Genomic DNA, 20,766 nt, shown 5'->3' with positions numbered 1-20,766 from the left:
TATCTTCTATCTTCTATCTTCTATCTTCTATCTTCTATCTTCTATCTTCTATCTTCTATCTTCTATCTCCTATCTCCTCCATACCAACACTTCGGCAGCGAAAGCCCATCACGAGCCGTATTCGTGTGATCGAGGGGATGGGGAAAATCACGGCGATAGTGCTCACCGGTTAACCGATCTCGGCGGAGAAATGTAAATTCCATGGTACGGGGAATAGTAATGTCACTCAGCGTCATCGCACCACGCTGATTATTTGGATGGATATGAACACAGGCATGGGTTTGGAGCAGTTTCGCGATTGCCCGACCGGCAACCCGGAAGAAGAACTTATTCCACAACTGATCCAGATAATGAAACTCGATCACGATGATCCGAAACCGGCGGAGCAGGTCGGTCGGTGTTGCCAGCAGTACTTCGTACTCCGATCCCTCAATGTCCATTTGCAGCAAGAGATCGCCAGTATTGCCTGCCGGCAGCGATTGCTGCACCCAATCGTCTAATGTGATGTACTGCTCGTCGGTCAATGCGCCGATAAAGCGCTTACAGAAGCGAAATGCCGGATGATGCGATGGTGGCCCGTCAACTGAGGCATCTGCCATAAAGACGGTCATTCCCTGGTTCGCGCAATCGTGCTCGAAACCGGCAATTCCACCCACCCCAGGCGAGAAACAGGTGGTAATTCCTGCCAGATCGTCAGGTACGAGGTATCCACCATCGCCGGCAGGGCCGAGCCGGATGAAGGGTGTCGGGGGTGTCAGTGGATGGAGCTGACGGATCAGGGTTCGTACCTGATCAACCGGCGTGAGATTGGTGAGAAACATGCGCCGGTAGGCCAAAAGCCTGATCGCCTGCTGTAAAACGGTTAGTTTCATCACAGTGCCGGAACGATTGATCTGCTATTGAACACTGTCATTCTAGCAGTTGTGATGATCGAAATCAATAAACATTAGTTTATTAGCGCACCTCAACTTTTGACAAAAGATTCAAAATAACCACCCCGACAATAATGAACCCAATCCCAATGAGTGCCCATACATCAAGCCGCTGGCCGTACAGGAACCAGGCCGCAACCGTGATCAGCACAATCCCGATTCCCGACCAGACTGCATAAGCGATGCCAACGGGTATTGCCTCCAGCGCCAGCGACATCGCGTAAAACGAGATTGCATAGCCCGCTACAACGATCAGTGATGGCAAGGGACGGCTAAAGCCGGCGCTGGCTTTGAGCGCTGAGGTAGCCACAACTTCGGTCAGAATTGCCAGCATCAGGTAGAGCCAGTATTTCATGATGGTTCTCCACAGTGTTCATGGCATTCAATACAGGACAGGATAGACAAATATGCCGCTACGGTGCTGTTGATGCATCCACAATATAGTTTCATAACCCAGGTTGCCACCTATGCTGTGAACAGGCCACGTGAGGCTGACTACCAGGATGAACGGTACGACGCTGCGCACAGTAATGTGCGACGTACCTGTATGAACGATTTGAATAGCAGCCGGTTCCTATAGACGCGCTCTTTCACGCACGTCTCAGGGTAGCAATTCCGGTTATCCCCATCCTCTGTGTCCTCCGTGCCTCTGTGGTGACAAAGGTAGCAACTTGGGTTAATGATAATCGGTCAGAATGACAGTTATTCCGGTGTTGTGTGTCCGGGTAGCACCAACCGCAGCAGAGGATTGGGAAAGCGCCGTGGCATGGTAATCGCACAGAAGGTCTCGACAAGCTCTGGCAGTTCAGCGTATTCCACCAGCATCCCGCTGCGCAACTCATCTGTCACGACGATTGGTGGAATGACTGCTAATCCGTTGTGTTCACGCGCCACAAGACGCATCATCGCCATATCGTCGATTTCAGCCACGATACGAGGGCGAATACCTAGCCGATGAACAAGCGCATCAAAGCCGGTGCGAATCGTAGACTCCGGTGATGGCACGATAAGCGGTTCACGCTGGAGCAATACCTCCAGAGGTTGCTGATACCGATCTGATCGCGGCTGTCCAATCAGCCCTACCGGTTGCGTATCGATGATATGGACAATCCACGGCGTAGCGTGGTCGCGATTGGGAACACCGGTTGCCAGCACAATATCCAGATCGTAGAGCTTCAGACTCCCAAGTAGCTCGTCCAGCGTGCCGGAACGGACAATCACGGTAATTTCGGGATCGGCAAACAAAGGACGCAAAAACCCCACTTGAAAATTGCGCGATAAGGTTGCCAGCGCACCAACCCGCAAGACCTTTTGGTGTGCTTCTGCCAGCCGGCCAAAGGTACCGAGCAGTTCGTCACCTTTGGCAAAAATCGCGTCGGCAAAGTCCAACGCAATGTGACCGGCTTCGGTCAACACCAGACGACGACCGGCACGCTCAAACAGTGGCTGGCCCAGATACTCTTCGAGCGCGCTGATCTGCATCGAAAGCGCAGACTGGGCAATGTTGTGTTTACGAGCGGCCCGCGTCAGATTACCTTCATGAGCCACGATCCAGAAATATCGGAGGTGATGGTAGTTCAGCATATTGCCAGGTCTCGTATTGGTACATGCTCTCGTTCTTGCCAGATGCTACCAATATACCACCGCTGGGTAGCAGGTGATTCGCCGGTGATGAAGGTGGCAATGCGTCACTCATGATCGAGGAAGAACCTGACAACCACATACCGACGTATCGTTGCGGATGCACCACGACTGAGAGGGAGATGGTGCAATCTATTTCAGAATCGTGTCGCCTGCCCCCTCCCTGGCTACTCCACGCTGCGCAGGAATGTTTGAAAGCCTGGTTATACCATCCCGATGATGGTCAGAGCAGGTTATCAAACGTTCTTCTTAGTAGAACGTTTTATACAGATACATATATTTTACTGATTATTTAACACATGCTACTATCGAGATGTCGAGTATATTGTGAAGGAGGGAACGACAGTATGGACGTGTTGGTCAGTAACCTGGCGCTGTTGGGGTATCTCCCACCACTGTTGTTGATGGCCGTGGCCTTGCTCGCGGCCATCAATCTGTTGCCGTCGACTCATCTGACATTTCAGATCGGACGGCTGATCGGGATCGGTTCATTTTTGATCCTCCTCGGTATTGGGATTGTTGTCTTTACTTCTGGGCCAATAGTAAGCCCAACCATCGGTGTTGGTGAGATCGGGTTTGTCGCCAGGTTTGACGCACTGAGTGTCGTAATGTCGTGGTTGGTCATCTTGCTGGGTACGCTCTTGATCCAGTTTAGCCGTAATTACCTCGATGGTGATCCACGCCAGAAGGTGTTTTTTCTTCGTCTCTATCTAACAATTGGTACAGTGTTATTGATGGTATCATCCGGCAATCTCTGGCAATTGGTGCTGGCCTGGATTGGTACCAGTCTTGCCCTGCACGAATTGCTGGTCTTCTACCCCGAACGCTCACGCGCCATCCGGGCCGCCCGCAAGAAGTTTGTCGTAGCGCGGATCGGAGACATCTGCCTTATCATTGCGGCAGTTCTCCTTGCCTCGGATTTTGGCACGACCGACATCGGCATGATCCGGGCTGCCGCTGCCTCAGCTCTTGCCACAGGCGTTATCCCAACCGGAGCAGCCATCGCTGCCATTTTGATTGTCATAACCGCAGCTTTGAAATCGGCGATGTTTCCCTTCCACGGTTGGCTGCTTGAGGTGATGGAGACACCTACGCCGGTTTCAGCACTGCTGCACGCCGGTCTGCTGAATGCGGGCATCTTCCTGGTTGTCCGTTTCGGTGAACTGGTGTTTCTCTCCACCCCGGCACTGATCCTGCTGATCGTGATTGGTGGCTTTACCGCCATCTTCGCTTCATCGGCAATGATTACTCAGAGCAGCGTGAAGGTCTCGCTGGCCTATTCCAGTGCTGCACACATGGCGTTTATGCTGATGCTGTGTGGGTTTGGCGCGCACACAGTAGCGATTATGCACCTGATCGCCCACTCGTGTTACAAGGCGCACGCTTTCCTGTCGTCGGGCAGCATTATTGAATACGTGCGCAATACCGGCATCCAGAAACTCGACAAAGTCCCCAATCCGTTGCAGTTGCTGGTGAATATCGTGCTGGCAATCGCCATCTTCCTGGCAGTCGCGACAGCACTGGGGATTGATGTCACCAAACGCCCCGCCGAGACCGCAATGATCACGATCTTTATGATCGCGGTTGCCTATCTGATTGTCAAAGGCACGACCGGCCAGGCCCCGCTGTACGTTGCGAGTCGCACCATTGGTATGGCAACCCTGGTCACCATCGCCTTTTTCATCCTCGAAGTTGTCGCTGAAGCCATATTCGGTTCGGCGGTTGCTGTCTACCCACCACTTGATCCGACTACCTTCACAATGGTGATTGTGTCGGTGATCGCGTTTGCGTTGGTAATGATCCTCAGCGTCTACCTGCCGATCCTGAAGGATCGTCCGGCCTGGCGCACCTTCTACGTCCATCTCAAGAATGGTTTCTACGCTAACACGCTGTTTGACCGCTTCATCGATACGTTTCGCCTGGCCCGTTAATCGTTGAATGGGGATTACTCGCTTGCAATGGAGGTAATACCAATGACCATGATTGAAACGCAGCTTCGCTCGCTACTGGTGACCACGAAGCCAATCCGCGACCTGACGATTGATGCGGTTATCGCGGCAACAAAGCGCGCCGAACAGCGGATTGCTCCGCTATGGCCATTACGCTACTTCGTGGCAGTCAATCCCTATTTGGGGCTGATCGATCACACCTTTGCCGATGCTGCGCAGTTGCTGGCCCGGCGAACAGATGCCCGTATGACGGCACCCCGCGACTTTTACGCCCAGGCCATCAAGAGTGGGCGCATCACCGATGCCGATCTTGCTGCGGCAATTGCTGACGAGAAGCTGCCCTCTCCGGCCCCGGCAAGCGTCGCTGCGCTGAAGGAGTTCGCATTCAGCAAAGATCCCGACCCGGCAACGACACCACTGCCTACTATTGCTGATGTCGCGACCACTGTTACCGGTATCAATTGGGCAGATTTCGTCACCGATGCAATCTCCACCTGGGCCGGCGCATACTTCGATCTGGGTCAATCCTACTGGCGCTCACCGTGGGCGCAGTTGCCGGCTTATGCTGCCTGGCGGGCCGAGGCCGCTCACGACCGCACTGCGCAGGCACGTGGTGTGCATGGCATGCGCCGGGCGCTCCGCGAACTACCTGAAACAGCGCTTGAGACGATTGTCACTGCGGTGAAGATGCTCAACATCCCTGAACAAGGTTTGGAAGCCTATCTGCACCGACTGTTACTGACGATTCACGGTTGGGCCAGCTATGCCCGCTACCTGCGCTGGGATGCAGAACTCTACGGCGGTGAGGATCACACGCTGACCGACCTGCTGGCAATCCGTCTGGTGTGGGAAGTTGCACTCTGGCATAGTTTTGCCGACCGGGGTGTCGCCGAGGCGTGGCACAAATGCAAGCCTGAACTGAGTAACGAACAACTGACGGAAACAGCCCGGTATGCGCTGGCCGGCAACATACTGCTCCAGCGTGCCTTCGAGAAGTCGTATCAACGCCAATTGTTTGCCCGTCTCGGCACTGCCAGACCGGCAACGACCCCACAGCGCAAGCGAGTGCAGGCGGCATTCTGCATCGATGTACGTTCTGAAATTTTTCGACGTGCGCTTGAAACCACCACCGATGACATTGAAACCATCGGTTTCGCCGGTTTCTTCGGCTTTCCCATCGAGTATGTGCCACTGGCTGAAGTCCACGGCGGTGCCCAGTGTCCGGTATTGTTGACACCTCAGTTTGTGATCGCGGAAGCAGTGGATGGTGCATCGACAGACGAAGTGGCAAAGATCATAGAGCGACGCGCTCTAAGGCAACGGGTTGCCAAGGCATGGCGCATGTTCAAGTTCGCCCCGATCTCCTGTTTCGGCTTCGTTGGCCCGGTGGGACTGGCGTATCTGCGCAAGCTGGTGCTGGATACGCTCGGCATCACCCGTCCGGTGCCACACCCGGCCCAGTTTGGTCTCGATGCCCGCACACGCGAGCACGTGGCCCCCATTCTTGAACCGGGCTTGATCGGCGACCGACCTACCGGCATGACGCTGGAACAGCGGGTCGCTGCCGCCGCCGGTGCGCTCAAGGCAATGTCGCTGACCGACAACTTCGCCCGCATTGTCTTACTGGCCGGCCATGGCTCAACAACGGTCAACAACCCGCACGCCACCGGCCTCGATTGTGGTGCCTGTGGTGGTCATACCGGTGAAGCGAATGTGCGGGTCGCTGTGCGTATTCTGAACGATCCGGCAGTACGGACCAAACTCAAGGAGCAGGGGATCGTCATTCCAGACGACACCGTGTTTGTGGCCGCCCTGCACGACACTACCACCGACGACATCACCATCTTCGATAAGCACATGATCCCGGCCAGCCATGCCGACGATCTCAAGCGGTTAGAGGCCGACCTGGCTGCCGCCGGTCGCCTGGCACGTGCCGAGCGTGCAGCCCTGCTCAAGATTGATCGCAAGGCCGACATTGATCGGCAAGTGCGTCAGCGCAGCAAAGACTGGTCGCAGGTACGACCCGAATGGGGATTGGCCGGCTGTGCAGCATTTATTGCCGCACCACGGGATCGCACTGCCGGGATCAAACTCGATGGCCGTTCCTTCCTTCACTCGTACACCTGGCAGCAAGACAGCGACTTCAGCGTCCTGGAGCTGATCATGACGGCACCGATGATTGTGGCCAGTTGGATCAACCTCCAGTACTACGGCTCGACCGTCGATAACCGGTTGTTCGGCAGTGGCAACAAAACGTTACACAACGTTGTCGGCACACTCGGCGTACTTGAGGGCAATGCCGGTGACTTACGGGTTGGATTACCCTGGCAGTCAGTGCACGACGGAGAAAATTATGTCCACGAACCGATGCGGCTCCACGTGCTGATTGAAGCCCCCATCCCGGCGATGACAGCCATCATCGCCAAACACGAGCAGGTGCGGCAACTGCTCGATAACGGCTGGCTCTACCTGTTTGCCCTTGATGATCGGGGAGTCGTCACCCACAAGTACGCCGGCAATCTTCAGTGGGAACCGGTATAGTGCTCTATCCGGCGCACGGTATGCAGCGAGCAATACTACCTCGTAGCCGAAACTGTGCGTCATCACACCAGAACATACCGCCTGCCTGACTCCACAGCTTCTCACGCTCCTACGGTAGCAGCGTGAGGAGCTGTCAGTCGTTGATGATACAGAATTGGCACTGTTGCACGATGGCTACGAAAACACAGCTCCCGCAGTTGCAAGAACACACCGCGTATTATCAAATCTGGTGGAATAGCGTTCCTGAGACGCGATCCAACGATCCCCCTGGCACCATACCTGAGCGCGGATACGCCGAACCAGCATTCCCCTTGCGCACGCGATAGCATCACGTTTCGGAGAGGATACCGTTACCAGACTGGATTGCCCGTGTCGCGTGATATGGAGTGCGGCAGCGTGGCTGCCGCAGCAGTCGCGCTCCCGATCCGGCACGAGTTGCAGCGGCCTCCCTTGCCGGTACGTGACCCTGGTAACGGGGAAGCATCAACGCGGGCTGGAATTCCGCCTCAGATCGAACTGCACCGGTGCATCGCTGAAAATCCAGCGCAGGGGCTGAGTATTGATAGCCGCAGTGATAAGGCCCAGAATTGGTCAGGATTTTGGTATAAGGAGATGGTTCCACCAACTGTTGCCCCCCCCGCCAGGCCACAAACAGAACAAAGTAGCCCAGGCTCTTGCCTGAGCTACCCAAATATACACAGGAATACCCCACTTTCCCTACCTAATCTACTTCCTATCCCCCTATCCCCTATTTCCTATCTCCTATCTCCTATCTCCTACTTCCTCCTCCCCACCAACCTACTCTCCCACCGGCAACTGCACAATAAACGTACTCCCGCGCCCTACTTCACTCTCTAACGCAATGCTGCCACCGTGCGCTTCGATAGCAAGCCGACAGAAATAGAGACCCAACCCGGTACCACGGCGCCGATCATGTTCGCGAGCCTGATAGAAGCGCTCAAAGATATGATGTTGCGCTTCGGGTGGTATCCCATAACCGGTATCACTGACCCGAATCTCAACCGTATGACCATCGTTGATGAGCTGAGCCATGATCCTGACTTCACCACCTGCTGGTGTAAACTTGATCGCATTCGAGACCAGATTGGCAATCACCCGCTCAATGAGATGGCTATCCAGCACAATTGTCGGCAACTCTACCGGTATTTCCACCCGTACTGTCGGTTGATCGGGATGCGCCAGTTGTCGGAACGGTTCACACACCGTCTTAATCAGAGTAACCAGATTGGTCGGCTGTAATTGCAAAGCCCAGCTACTGGTCTCCAGACGCGCCGTATCAAGCACGGTATCGATAAGGCCAAGCAGATAATTGGAACTTTCCCGGGCAACTTCCAGCAACTCCTGGCGAGCACCGGCATCAAACCCCTGTCGCTCAAGTGCTTTCAGACTAATCAGCAGCGTATGCAGCGGTGCCCGCATATCGTGTACGACCATGCGCGTTTGATCCTCGTGGTTCCGTAAACGCTCGCTCAGAGAGCGGTTGGCCAGGGCGAGCGTGATATGTTGGCGTGCCGCAAAATCGAGTGCCTGGTTAGCAATCTGCAAGAGGATGCTGGATGGTGGAGGTTGGAGTCGCAGGAGTGCAGCGCGCTGCATCATTGGAATGGCCCCATCGAGCAATTCACCAATTGCCAGCAAATCTTCTGGCGCACAACTCCAATGTGCATCGTGCAACTGCAAATCGGCATCGCCTTCGAGTGGTTCCATCGGGATCGCGGCCAATGCGTAACCATAGCGTGGTCCTAAACCGATAAGCGCCACCCCTTTGCCGCGCGTAACCAGATTGCTGCGCTGAACCGGTAGATGGATATCCTGGAGTGCCAGATCTGCCCAATGACCACCACCGGCACCTGCCACTAACACCGAACCGCCTTCGCTCAGTGTGGCATAGCTTAATGCCTGTGCCAGTTGAATAAGAGCCGCTGGGGTATAGCCGCCTGCTACCCCCATCCGAAGACAGGCGCGTAGCTCCAGAATATCTGGCGTCGTCTTCTCTGCCTGCCTTCCACCAAGTTCACGTTGATTGCGCCCCCCCACGGTTCGTTCCTTCCTCGCTGCGTAGTCTGGCCTGAACTACCCTATTACGAGGCTGTTAAGCATCTGATTAAAGAGATCGAGTTGACGGTCGAAATTCTCCTCTGGTGCTTCAAACATGACCAGGTATGTCCAGCCGGTATTTGGACTGGTGACCACGATTGCGACCACATAACTGTTGCCACCCCGCTGATTGGGGTAGACATACTCGATCTTCAGACCGTCGATGCCGGCAGCACGAAAATCGGTTGTATCGACACGTAACTCACCATTTTGCTCGACCAGCCGTTTAAGTTCTTCCATCAGGGTACGGGTAGCGACAGCCGGGTCGCTGTCTATAAACTTATATACATCCACAACAACGTATACACCGTCATCGTTTTCGCGGTGTGAGAAGATGATACGATCATCACCAGTATCAAATGCTCGCCACTCCTGCGGGTAGTCGATGGTAAAGCCTAATGTGCCTTCATAGCGTTGGAATCCGGCCTGCGATGTCCCGGGTGTTGGCACAACAACGTTACCCGAATCAACCGGAACACCGGTATTGTCTACAGTGACATCCACGTAATCATAGTGATAATTGCCGGAAATGTCGCGCACGAGAAAGCCCATCACGTAATTCCCGTTGAGTGTGGGGCCGCGTAGCGCCTTCATCGGCGCATCCCCGAAGGTGATGGTCTGACCCTCGAACCGATTCGCCTCCAACCCGCTGCCGGTATCGGTGTACGAGCGATAATAGGCGGTAAAGGTGTCACCTGCGCGCGGGATTAACTCGAACGGCTGTGGCTCTTGCTTGCCGGCAGCCCGGGGAAAGCCCCAGATGCGCACCAGTTGGGCTTCGTTGCCCTGGATTGAAAAGATGAGACCAGCGTTGATCTGCTCTCCGGTTGCCGTTGAGGTGTAGATGCCTTCGACGCCGTAGAACTCTGAACCATACTTGATTGGGCCGAGTAAGACCTCAATCACGTCACTGCCATTGCTCAGATACCAGCTCGTCGCATCCCAGTTCAGACGTATATTATACTCGCCGGCGTCCCAATTTGGAACCTGGTTACCGGGAATCGTTCCAGGTGGATAGATAAAATCAACCAGGATCAGATCGACCGTATCACGACGGTCGTTGGGAATGCCGATGAACTGGAAGACATAAGCAATATCGTTCCCGGCAACTGTCCCGGTGAGACTGGCCGGTTCATTAATACTCACTACCTCTCGATTGATCAGCAAGTCGCTGATGGTTGGCCGCTGGACAACAACATTACCGGCCTGATAGTAAGCGTTCAGAAACTCTTCCCATGCGGTAGCCCGTGGTAATGGCGACGCCCGTTCATAGGCTTCAGCGTAAAGATCGACTAATTGCGGGAAGTAGATCGAAAGACCACCGCTTTCACGATGATAGCGGCCTACGCCATTTGCCAACCGTGCTGATTCAATAGTACGCAAGAGCTGCCCCGCCTGTTCCGTGATAGCACTACTCGCACCTTGCTGAGGGAGAAGGGCGAGAAAATGCGGTAGATCAATAGCATTAAAATCCTCTGAGTAGGCAGGTGCGTAGACGTTGGTGAAAGAGCGAGCCTGGCCGATGGCAGTATAGCTCTGCTCCACATCACGCTGGAGTGTTTGTGCCAGGCCATCGAGTTCCCTGACAATATCATTGATGCGCGTCAGATCGAATGCCGAGAGGGTTACTTCATCGGCACGGCTGTCTCTGAACGAATCTATGTAGGTCTGCACAATAACCGGTGCAATCGCCGCGCCATCCTGAGCCGGATTGGCAACCAGTTGTTCGAGCCAGGCATCCCATGCCCAACCGCTATTCGGCTCCAATTCGGCTGAAGCCACTGCGACTCGCCCATACGGTGCCACCGTTTGTAATACATCAATCTGCGCCATCAGACAGGCATCAAACCCGATCAGCTCGAAACCGCCGATCTGCGTGCGTTCCAGCGCATTTTGCAACGCCGAGCTAATCTCAGGCAAGTTCAACACATCACCATCGGTATCATCGCTAGCAATGCCCAACCACGATGCACCGTGATCCCAGAGAATGATCGCGTAGCGACGCGCCGGATAGGTCTCAATCCCCCAGATCAGGAAGTCGGTCAGTGTCGCCGGATCGCCCATGTTTCGCTCACCAATATCAGCGAGCGCATTTGCCGGATCAGGCTCCATACCACTCTCCACCCGGAAGCGCAGCGATCCATCCCAATTATTGTAACGCTCATCGTCCCACGTTTCCGGCGAGCGAATGCGATCCATTTGGACAACAATATGAACCTGCTCCGTCGATCCTACTCGTGCCATTTCGAGAAAATCGTCAATGGCATCAGCTTCCAGGTTATTATCGCCATCAAGGTAGACGAGAATTGTCCATTCGGCAGCATCAGGTGGTGGCTCGCGAGTGGGCGCGGTTGGCGGTGCCGTGGTGGGCGACGTGTTCACAATATTGCTCCCACCACTGTTATCCGTATTGTTACCACCACCGGCAATTGTTCCACCACGGTTTAGGAACATGACCCCACCGGCCACGGCTGCGGCCAGAATGATACAGGTAAACAATCCACCTATCAGTAACCAGATTGGAAAGCGACGAGGTTGTGGTCGGGGTGGGGCAACAGGTGGTGGGGTGGGTGGTAAGCGAAAACCACCATCAGATGGCGGTGCTGCGGGTGGTGGTTGCGCCGACCAGCCAGGCGCAGCCGGTGGCGTCGCGGGCGGTGGTTGCGCCGACCAGCCAGGCGCAGCCGGTGGCGTCGCGGGCGGTGGTTGCGCCGACCAGCCAGGCGCAGCCGGTGGCGTCGCGGGCGGTGGTTGCGCCGACCAGCCGGGCGCAGCCGGTGGCGTCGCGGGTGGTGATGAGCCGATCGGCACCGTCGGATCGAGGCCGACAGCTAATTCTTCAAACCGAAAGCTCTCGTCACCGATAGTAAATGTATCGCCGTTGCGTAATATCTGGCGTTGAACAGGTTGACCATTCAGAAAAGTACCGTTGGAACTTCCCAGATCGATCAGAAGATATACACCGCCTTCACGTCGAATCTCGGCATGCCGACGGGATGCACGCTGACTGGCAATGACGACCGTGTTTTCGGGGGCACGACCGAAGGTCATTGGAATGTCACCGAGCGGAATAGAGCGACCCGCAAGGGAGCCGCTTACCGCGACGACACGTGCTGTCATAGGGCTGTTTCTCCGTAACGATACGCAGATACGTTCGCATTGTAGCACGCTATCAATACGTTGGATATAGGAAAAAGGTTACATCTGGTGAATGCCTTCACTTACCGCCAAAGCAATGTTGTGATAGAGCAAATGAAACGGACTGAACACGGCCAGTGCCTTCTCGTGAAGAACCTTGACAGGCCTGCGACATTCCACCTTCTGACCGATCTTTTTCAGTTTCCTATCAGATATACTAGCAACCATGTTCTATTTAGCCGCGAAAGGAGCAAATCCTCGTGCAGCGTAGTGAATTTTCTGTGGCTTCTGCCTATTCTTATGACCGACGCAGTGTTGCGCGTTGGCTCCTCTCGCATGCTGCTCGTTACTGGCCGTTTGTGTTGGGGTTTTATCTCTGTTTCATCACGGCATGGGCCTCCTATTCGGGAGCACAGGCGGTGATTGGGCGTGCTGCTGATGTGCTCAGTGGCACTCCTGACTATGCTGCATTGACTGCGCTGGCGTTGGGAGTGCTGGCGTTGATGATTACCGACAGTATCAGCGCACTGATTGGAAGTCTGTCCGCCGAGAATGTGGCAGCACGGGTCGAAGCTGATGTGCGCCAGGAGTTCTACGAGAGCCTGCTCGCCAAGAGTAAAGCGTTTCATGATCGGCAACGAGCCGGTGATTTGATGGCCCGCGCCACCGACGATACCAATCTGGTGGCCAATATGATCGTGCCCGGCGCAACCCTGATTTCAGAAACGGTGTTAGGGATTGTCGTCCCTCTAACGTTTATCTTCTTTACCGAGCCACGGTTGATGGTTGTGCCACTGATCTTTGTGGTCGGTTATATCATCACGGCGCGCCATTACTTGCGCCGCCTGATGCCGGTGATTCAGCAGCAGCGCGAGCAGTATGGACTGATGAATGCCGGTCTGGAAGAGACCATCAGCGGTATTGAAGTGGTGAAGGCCAGCGCTCGCGAGGCACTCGAACGCTCGAAATACCTCCGCAATGCCCAACGCTTCCGTGATCTATTTGTTGAACAGGGTCGGATCGAGGCCCGCTATTTACCGTTGTTGCTGTTTGGCATTGCCTTGGGTGCTCAATTCTTCCATGCCCTCTGGCTGTACAGTACAGGTGACATCGGTCTGGGGCAGGTGGTCGCGGTCATTGGCTTGATGAATGTGTTGCGTTTTCCAACGTTTATTTCCCTCTTCGCCTTTTCGGTCTTTCAGGCCGGATTGGCCGGTGCGCGACGTATTCTCGCCATCATCAACGCTGAAACCGATCTCGATGAGAACCCGGATGGCTATCGGGCACCGCTGCGTGGCGAAATCACCTTTGAGCATGTCAGCTTCAGTTTTGCTGCCAACCCTGGTGAAGAACCCCATCAGGTGCTCCACGACATCTCGTTCCATATTCCTGCCGGGCAGACAGTCGCCATCGTCGGCCAGACCGGCAGCGGGAAGAGTGCGCTTACCCAACTCGTTAACCGTACCTACGACGCTACTGCCGGACGGGTGTTGATTGACGGGGTTGATGTGCGTGACTGGAATCTCGATGCGCTGCGTTCGCAGATCGGAAAAATCGAGCAGGATATTTTTCTCTTCTCGCGCACTATCGCTGAGAATATTGCGTTCGGCGCACCAGAGGCCACACCGGAGCAAATCGAAGCAGCAGCACGGGCAGCACAGGCCCACGAGTTTATCAGTCGCATGCCGCATGGTTACCAGACAGTGATCGGCGAACGCGGCGTCACTTTGTCTGGTGGTCAGCGCCAGCGCATTGCCCTCGCCCGCGCCTTCCTTGCCAATCCCCGCATTCTCATTCTCGACGATAGCACCAGCGCGATTGATAGCGCGACTGAAGACGAGATTCAACGGGCGATTCGGCAGGCACAACAGGGCCGCACCGTACTGCTGATTACCCATCGCCTGGCCCAGATTCGGTGGGCCGATCAAATCCTTGTCCTCGACGGTGGGCGCCTGGTGGCATCCGGTACTCACGAAGAGCTGTTACGCACATCACCACACTATCGTCGTATCTTTGCGCGCTACGAACATACCGCCACGCTGACCGATCTTGTTCGTTCAACAGAAGGGGCTGCATAGTATGGGTTTTCTGTTTGATGGCCTCGACGCCGAGGGTTACGACCGCAAATACAGTGATCGTGAACTGGTGCGGCGTATTCTGCGCTATTTTCGCCCACAAGCGCCCCGCATCATCACCGCAGCGCTTATGATCAGTGCAACGGCGCTGATCGAGGCGCTGATCCCGATCTTTATCTCGCGCAGTATCGATGAGATACAGACGGCAACATCGCTGGATCGGGTGGGTATCCTGGCCGGTGCACTGGCTCTGATTGCCTGTCTCTCGTGGGTATTTAACCTGATCCGCCAGACGATGTCGGTACGGGCGATTGGTGAAGTGGTACTGGCAATGCGCCGCGATGCTGCCGATGCTGTCCTGGCCCGTGATCTGAGCTTCTACGATGAGTTTCCATCCGGGAAGATTGTCAGTCGGGTCAACTCTGATACCGCTGCGTTCGCACAGGTGATGACGTTGACGATGGATTTGCTCAGCCGGCTCTTGCTGGTCGTGGTGCTAATCGGTTATCTGGCCAGTGTAAGCTGGTCATTGACCCTGATATTGCTGGGACTGGCCCCATTGATCATCAGCGCAGCGCTGGCTTTTCGCGCCATTGCCCGCCGGGTCATCACCGCATCGCGCCGGGTCAATGCTGAAGTCAGCAACCACATTCAAGAGACGGTGAGTGGTATTGGCGTGGCCAAAACTTTTCGCCAGGAGCAAGCCGTCTACGCTGACTTCCTCGATGTGAATCAGAAGAGTCGACGGATCAATCTCCGCACGCGCTATACCTTTAGCAGCATCTTTCCGTTGCTCAATCTGCTGGCCGCAGTTGGGACAGCATTACTGGTCTATCTGGGTGGACAGGCAGTGTATGCCGGTGAACTCACCACCGGGAGCTGGTTCCTGTTCATTCAAGGTCTGCAAAGCTTCTGGTTTCCGCTGACCAGTATCGCTTCGTTCTGGAGCCAGTTTCAGCTCGGTCTGGCAGCCGGCGAGCGGGTCTTTGCCCTGATCGACGCTGAACCGCGAGTAGTGCAGGTTGACCGGCTTGATCCGGGACGTCTCCGTGGCGAGATCAGGTTTAGCGAGGTCGATTTTGCGTACAAGCCGGGTGAACCGGTATTGCGCCAGTTCAACCTGCATATCAAGCCGGGTGAACGGGTAGCACTGGTGGGCCACACCGGTTCGGGCAAGAGTAGCATTGCCAAGCTGATTGCTCGTTTCTACGAATTTCAAGGTGGTCAGATTCAGATCGATGGCTACGATATTCGTCGTCTCGATCTGAATGCCTACCGTAGTCAGCTTGGGATGGTGACCCAAATCCCCTTCTTGTTCGACGGTACGGTGCGCGAGAATATTCGTTACGGACGACCAGATGCTGACGATGAGGCGGTGATGGCTGCTGCACAGCGTGTCGGCAACGGCGACTGGCTGAGTAGCCTGCCAGCCGGACTGGACACACCGGTAGGCGAGCGCGGCAGTGGCCTGAGTATGGGCCAACGACAACTGGTTGCCCTGGCGCGGGTCTTATTGCAAGACCCGGCGATTCTGATCCTCGATGAAGCGACGGCCAGCATTGACCCGCTCACCGAGGCATTGATCCAGGAGGGGCTTGACGAGGCAATGCGCGGACGTACCGCGATCATTATCGCTCACCGGCTAAGCACTGTGCGAGAGGTGGATCGGATCATCGTGCTCCGCCATGGCACCATTCTCGAACAGGGCACCCACGATCAGTTGCTGGCTGCCGGCGGGCATTATGCTGAGCTTTACAACACCTATTTTCGCCATCAGAGCCTCGAATATATTGAGGCCGCCGGGCGGAGGGATGCGGCGTAGTGCCGGTGGGGAGGAAGTAGAAGGTAGGAAATAGGAGATAGGAGATAGGAAATAGAAGTAGGGGCGGGTTCTAAACCCGCCCCTACACAACCCGCCCCTACGGATGGACGTGAATATTCCTGTTTAACATTGCCACACGAGAGACGCGGCAAGCGCGAGGTTGGCGGGATATTAGGTCTTGAGCGGAAGCCATTCAGCTCCACCCTCACCCGCCCCAGCGGGGGCGGGCTATGCATTACCCACATGTCACGCTGCATTAGGCCGGGCAGCAAGCGCTCTCCGTGGCGCAGGCTTCCAGCCTGCGTGCAGGCATTCCTCTCCACTGCTGTCAGGTGCTGACCGTGGCCGATGGTGTGCAGGCACGAACCTGGTGCAACAATACGTCTACGCGCAGGTATCGCATACATGCCTGACCGACTCGATGATCGGCACGAGCACATCCAGTACCTCCGTGACCAGGATGGGGAACGGTATGCCACGCGCCGGATGGTGAGCACGGCTGGCGCGGCAGCATGGCTGCCGCACGCCATACGAGGGCAATCCGGGCTGGAAGCGGTATCCTTGCCGGTGTGCGGAATGGGAACGAGATACAGCTATTTGTTCGTGCTATGACCATCCGGGGCACCGCTCCACCACGCGCCGGATCGTGAGCACGGCTGGCGCGGCAGCATGGCTGCCGCACGCCAAACTGCGCGACACGCACATGATGCGCGTGTAAGGCAACCCATTCAGCACGTGCTGGCACGGCTGGAGCGGCGCACTGCCACCGTGCCAGTCGTCCACAACAGCACCCATGGCGATCATACCCGCTGATACGCACGTGGTTGACACCAGTTGTGGGTAATGCATAGAGCGGGGCGGGTGAGGGTGGGGGCGTGTCGCATACCACCACTGGATGCAGCACCACCATGACACCCTCGCCACCCTTCACGCTGGCAAAGTACGCAAACCAGTTCGTGCACCTGTGCCGACTCACCAGCAATACGCCGGGAACACACCGACAGCGCACCAGCACGGGTCTGACCACCTGAACGAGGCACAGTGTCGGTCAGGATTTGATACTGCTCGTTTAACTGACCCCTACCAGATTATTCGTCTACCACCAGCGCCGACCGTTCCTGCAATGACTGGAGCGTCCATTGCCCGGCCCGCAACGCCTGAATAGCCTGCACAGCCGCCGCCGCCCCAGAGAGTGTCGTGAGCGTCGGCACGCCGTAGGTGATCGCTGCCCGCCGGATCGCCGCCTCGTCGAAGAAGCTTACTTTGCCGAGCGGGGTGTTGACGATCAGCGCAATTTCGCCATTCTTGATGTAATCGACCGCATTTGGCCGTCCCTCATTCACCTTGTAGATCGGTGTGACCTTCAGGCCGTGCTGTTGAAGGTACGCAGCAGTACCACTGGTTGCCAGCAAATTGAAGCCGAGTGCGGCCAGTTCGCGGGCAATCGGTAGCAATGTCGCCTTATCACGGTCATTGACACTCAAGAAAGCGTTACCGCTCGTCGGCAGGTGGCTACCACAGGCCATCTGGGCTTTGGCGAATGCCTCCCCGAAGGTCGCCCCGCTGCCCATCCCTTCACCGGTCGACTTCATCTCAGGGCCGAGCAGTGTGTCAACGCCACTAAACCGCGACCACGGCAGCACCACCTCTTTGACATGAAAGCGTTGCTCACTGCTGACGTCCAGGCGATAGCGGGGTGAATCAGGCAGGACGGGATGCGTAACATACACCTGATCCTGATCAACCTTAAGCCGGGCACCGGCTGCACACTGCACGGCCAGTTGCACCCACGGCACACCGGTAGCCTTGGCGACGAAGGGCACAGTGCGCGATGCACGCGGATTGACTTCCAGAACGTAGACAACCCCGTCTTTCATCGCGTACTGGATGTTCATCAGCCCGACCACACCCAGCGCCTGCGCCAGCCGTTCCGTGTAATGCCGCATGGTCACGACGTGTTCTTCCGCCACCATGTATGTGGGGATCACACAGGCACTGTCACCGGAATGGACACCGGCCAGCTCAATCTGTTCCATGATGCCGGCAATCACGACCGTATGACCATCACACACGGCATCAACATCCATCTCGAAGGCATCCTCAAGAAAACGGTCGATGAGGACGGGATGTTCCGGCGAGGCAGCGACAGCCTCGCGCATGTAGCGTTCGAGTGCGGCATCGTCGTAGACGATTGCCATTGCCCGTCCGCCGAGCACATAGCTCGGACGTACTACGACCGGATACCCAATCCGACGGGCGACGGTCAATGCCTCTTCCCACGAGGTAGCACTGCCATGCTCAGGTGCGGGAATATTCAACTCCTTTAACAACGCCCCAAAGCGATCCCGATCCTCGGCCAGATCAATCGCTTCGGGTGCGGTACCCCAGATGGGTACACCAACTGCTTCGAGTGCCCGCGCCAGTTTGAGCGGTGTCTGACCACCGAACTGGATGATGACGCCGTCGGGACGTTCAACATCGACTACGTTAAGCACATCCTCCAGCGTGAGCGGCTCGAAATAGAGCCGATCTGCTGTGTCGTAGTCGGTGGAAACGGTCTCCGGGTTGCAGTTGACCATAATGGTCTCATAGCCAAGGGCACGCAGACCAAAGACGGCGTGACTACAACAGTAGTCGAACTCGATCCCCTGGCCGATCCGATTGGGGCCGGAGCCGAGAATGATCACCTTTTTGCGATCAGTCGGTTCGGCCTCGTCTTCACTCTCATACGATGAGTAGAGATAGGGGGTAAAGGCCGGAAATTCAGCAGCGCAGGTATCTACCCGGTGATAGGTAGGCCGGATGCCCAACTCTAGCCGGCGTTGGCGAACAGCCAACTCGGCAGACCAGCGCTGCGGGCCGGCAGGCACGCGCAGGAGATGAGCCAGTTGCGCATCGCTGAATCCCATCCGTTTGGCCTGACGGAGCAGATCGGGCGGGATGGTTGCCAGATCGAACGCCCGCAAACGTCCTTCCAGATTAACAATCTGTTCGAGCTGACGGATAAACCACGGATCGATTTTAGTCAGATTGCTAATTTGCTCAACCGACATCCCACTCTGCAAGGCGTAGCGGATGTAAAACATGCGATCAGGATGCGGGGTAATCAACCGTTCGCGCAGCCGTTCCGGCTCAATCGCATCGCGACCATCTGCTCCCCAGCCGGCACGTCCCTGTTCGAGCGAACGCCAGGCTTTCTGGAACGCTTCAGCGAAGGTACGCCCAATTGCCATCACTTCACCGACCGATTTCATCGACGTGGTGAGGGTCTGATCGGCCTGGGGGAACTTCTCGAACGTAAACCGCGGAATCTTCACCACCACATAGTCGAGGGTCGGTTCAAACGACGCCGGTGTCTCGCGGGTGATGTCATTGGGCAGCTCATCAAGGGTATAGCCAACGGCCAGCTTGGCCGCGATCTTGGCGATGGGGAACCCGGTCGCTTTCGAGGCCAGTGCCGACGAGCGAGACACACGAGGGTTCATCTCAATCACGTAAATACGCCCATCGGTTGGCGACACAGCAAATTGCACATTCGAGCCACCGGTTTCCACACCAACCGCCCGCAGCACCGCCAGCCCCATATCGCGCATGCGCTGATACTCGCGGTCGGTGAGCGTCATCGCCGGCGCAACGGTAATGCTATCACCGGTATGGACACCCATCGGGTCGATGTTCTCAATGGAACAGATGATTACGCCGTTATCGTTCCGGTCGCGCATCACCTCCAGCTCAAACTCTTTCCAGCCCAGCACGCTCTCTTCAACCAAGACCTGTGATACCGGAGAGGCATCGAGTCCGCGTTCAACAATGGTGCGGAACTCCTCCATATTGTAGGCAATGCCACCACCTTCACCACCCAGCGTAAACGATGGGCGAATAATGGCCGGAAAACCGGTTTGCGCCACAATGGCTAACGCTTCCTCAAGCGTGGTCGCCGTCCCTGAACGTGGCACCTGTAACCCAATCTCGATCATTTTGTCCTTGAAGCGTTGCCGATCTTCGGCGATACGTACCGCTTCAACAGAGGCGCCAATCAGTTCTACGCCATACTTCTCCAGGATACCGGCCTCGTGGAGAGCCACTGCCAGATTCAGCGCCGTCTGCCCACCAACAGTAGGCAGAATCGCATCTGGTCGTTCACGGGCGATGATCCGCTCGAGGCTGGGAACAGTTAGAGGTTCAATATACGTTGCATCGGCCAGGCCGGGATCGGTCATGATTGTAGCCGGATTCGAGTTGACCAGGACGACACGATACCCTTCTTCACGTAACGCCTTACAAGCCTGGGTGCCGGAATAGTCGAACTCACAGGCCTGACCAATCACAATTGGGCCAGAGCCGATGATCAGGATGGTATGTAAATCGGTGCGCTTTGGCATCTTCTCTCAAACTCCTCCGCGGTGGACACATGCGCGCGCCCCGGCGACGCTGACTGATTATACAGCAGATCGACGGGTATGGTAGCACAATGGCGAAAAGGGTGACAAAGCAACACAAACATCGTCATCAGACGATCCAGCTTGCGATAATTCATTGTGCGATGTAGC

Annotated in this window: 10 protein-coding genes; 4 read left to right on the top strand and 6 right to left on the bottom strand. The window is 56.1% G+C overall.

Translation table 11 applies throughout. From position 1 onward, the window contains the following. Positions 1-62: 62 nt before the first annotated feature. From CAUR_RS09325 to CAUR_RS09315, 3 genes are all read right to left on the bottom strand, one after another. Entirely contained in the window at positions 63-872 is an 810-nt protein-coding gene (locus CAUR_RS09325) for an FkbM family methyltransferase (protein WP_012257652.1), read from the bottom strand. Between the two features lie 82 nt (positions 873-954). Further along, positions 955-1,287: a DMT family transporter gene (locus tag CAUR_RS09320; protein WP_012257651.1), complete on the bottom strand. Its 333-nt coding sequence runs from the start codon at positions 1,285-1,287 to the stop codon at positions 955-957. Positions 1,288-1,634: 347 nt separating this feature from the next. After that, a complete protein-coding gene (locus tag CAUR_RS09315; RefSeq protein WP_012257650.1) occupies positions 1,635-2,516 on the bottom strand; it encodes a LysR family transcriptional regulator in 882 nt (293 codons plus the stop codon). A gap of 404 nt (positions 2,517-2,920) precedes the next feature. Here CAUR_RS09315 and CAUR_RS09310 point away from each other — a divergent pair, with 404 nt between their 5' ends. Together CAUR_RS09310 and CAUR_RS09305 are read left to right on the top strand one after the other, a co-directional pair. After that, complete coding sequence (locus CAUR_RS09310) at positions 2,921-4,504, top strand: proton-conducting transporter transmembrane domain-containing protein (protein WP_012257649.1); 1,584 nt, start codon at positions 2,921-2,923, stop codon at positions 4,502-4,504. 42 nt (positions 4,505-4,546) lie between these two features. Next, on the top strand, positions 4,547-7,063 hold the full coding sequence (locus tag CAUR_RS09305) for a YbcC family protein (protein ID WP_012257648.1): 2,517 nt from the start codon (positions 4,547-4,549) through the stop codon (positions 7,061-7,063). A 798-nt stretch (positions 7,064-7,861) separates the two neighbouring features. Here CAUR_RS09305 and CAUR_RS09300 read toward each other — a convergent pair. Both CAUR_RS09300 and CAUR_RS09295 read right to left on the bottom strand, forming a co-directional pair. Next, positions 7,862-9,121 (bottom strand): sensor histidine kinase, encoded by a 1,260-nt coding sequence (locus CAUR_RS09300; protein WP_012257647.1) that lies wholly within the window; start codon positions 9,119-9,121, stop codon positions 7,862-7,864. A gap of 36 nt (positions 9,122-9,157) precedes the next feature. Further along, positions 9,158-12,301 (bottom strand): clostripain-related cysteine peptidase, encoded by a 3,144-nt coding sequence (locus tag CAUR_RS09295; protein ID WP_012257646.1) that lies wholly within the window; start codon positions 12,299-12,301, stop codon positions 9,158-9,160. A 278-nt stretch (positions 12,302-12,579) separates the two neighbouring features. Here CAUR_RS09295 and CAUR_RS09290 point away from each other — a divergent pair, with 278 nt between their 5' ends. Next, complete coding sequence (locus CAUR_RS09290; RefSeq protein WP_012257645.1) at positions 12,580-14,397, top strand: ABC transporter ATP-binding protein; 1,818 nt, start codon at positions 12,580-12,582, stop codon at positions 14,395-14,397. Between the two features lies 1 nt (position 14,398). Further along, positions 14,399-16,216: an ABC transporter ATP-binding protein gene (locus CAUR_RS09285; RefSeq protein ID WP_012257644.1), complete on the top strand. Its 1,818-nt coding sequence runs from the start codon at positions 14,399-14,401 to the stop codon at positions 16,214-16,216. A gap of 1,088 nt (positions 16,217-17,304) precedes the next feature. On the opposite strand, the gene carB is transcribed toward CAUR_RS09285, so the two are convergent. After that, positions 17,305-20,598, bottom strand: a complete 3,294-nt coding sequence (carB, locus tag CAUR_RS09280; protein WP_012257643.1) for a carbamoyl-phosphate synthase large subunit — start codon at positions 20,596-20,598, stop codon at positions 17,305-17,307. Positions 20,599-20,766 lie beyond the last annotated feature (168 nt).

Origin of the sequence: Chloroflexus aurantiacus J-10-fl, from assembly GCF_000018865.1 — a bacterium.
Taxonomy (GTDB): Bacteria; Chloroflexota; Chloroflexia; order Chloroflexales; family Chloroflexaceae; genus Chloroflexus; species Chloroflexus aurantiacus.
This window is presented reverse-complemented; position numbering and strand designations above follow the sequence as displayed.